This is a genomic window from Herbiconiux daphne (assembly GCF_024979295.1).
GTDB classification, from domain to species: domain Bacteria; phylum Actinomycetota; class Actinomycetes; order Actinomycetales; family Microbacteriaceae; genus Herbiconiux; species Herbiconiux daphnes.
In genome coordinates this window covers 1-885 of the sequence record NZ_JANLCJ010000229.1, presented here as the reverse complement: position 1 = coordinate 885, position 885 = coordinate 1, and the positions used below count along the sequence as shown (strand labels likewise).

Here is an 885-nt window from a genome sequence, read left to right as displayed (position 1 = left end):
TGCTGGCAAATGGTTTCCGTTTGGGAAGTGCTGAGATTGAATCACCAAAATCTATTGGTGTAGCATGTGCAGTGATGGCTCAAATCACAGCTCAAGTTGCTTCGCATCAATATGGTGGTACAACTCTAGCAAACATCGATCAGGTTCTGGCTCCATATGCTCAGAAGTCGTGGGTTAAATACCATGATCTCGCTGAAAAATGGGGTATTGAAGATGCTGATGGCTTTGCAAATGAACGCACAGCCAAAGAGATTCAGGATGGTATTCAGGCATATGAGTACGAAGTCAACACCCTTTTCACTACTAATGGACAATCACCATTCGTTACAGTTAGCTTTGGGATGGGGTCAAATTGGTTCGAGCGTGAGATCCAAAAAGCTATTCTCAAAGTCCGAATCAAGGGTCTCGGAAAAGATGGCCTCACAGCAGTCTTTCCGAAACTCGTTATGTTCCTCGAAGAAGGGTTGAATATCCTTCCAGAAGATCCTAACTATGATGTTAAACTTCTTGCTCTAGAGTGTGCATCAAAACGTCTGTATCCAGATATTATTTCAGCGAAAATCAACCGAGCAATTACAGGTTCGAGTATTCCTGTAAGTCCTATGGGTTGCCGTTCATTCCTCAGCGTATGGCATGATGAGAATGGTAATGAAGTTCTTGATGGTCGTAATAACTTAGGTGTTGTTAGCCTTAACCTGCCTCGTATTGCCATTGAGTCCAAAGGTGATTGGGAGAAATTCTGGGAAATTCTAGATGAGCGTTTAGGTGTTGCCAAGCGTGCTTTGGATACTCGTATCAACCGTCTACGTGGTGTGAAAGCATCTGTAGCTCCAATCCTTTACACTGAAGGTGCTTTCGGTGTGAAGATGAAACCCGATGATGATA

At 43.5% G+C, this 885-nt stretch carries 1 protein-coding gene; it reads left to right on the top strand.

Features of this window, described 5'->3' with window-relative positions:
• Positions 1-20 precede the first annotated feature (20 nt).
• Positions 21-885: anaerobic ribonucleoside-triphosphate reductase (gene nrdD, locus N1032_RS24290; protein WP_310795988.1), on the top strand; the 865-nt coding region annotated here is incomplete at its 3' end.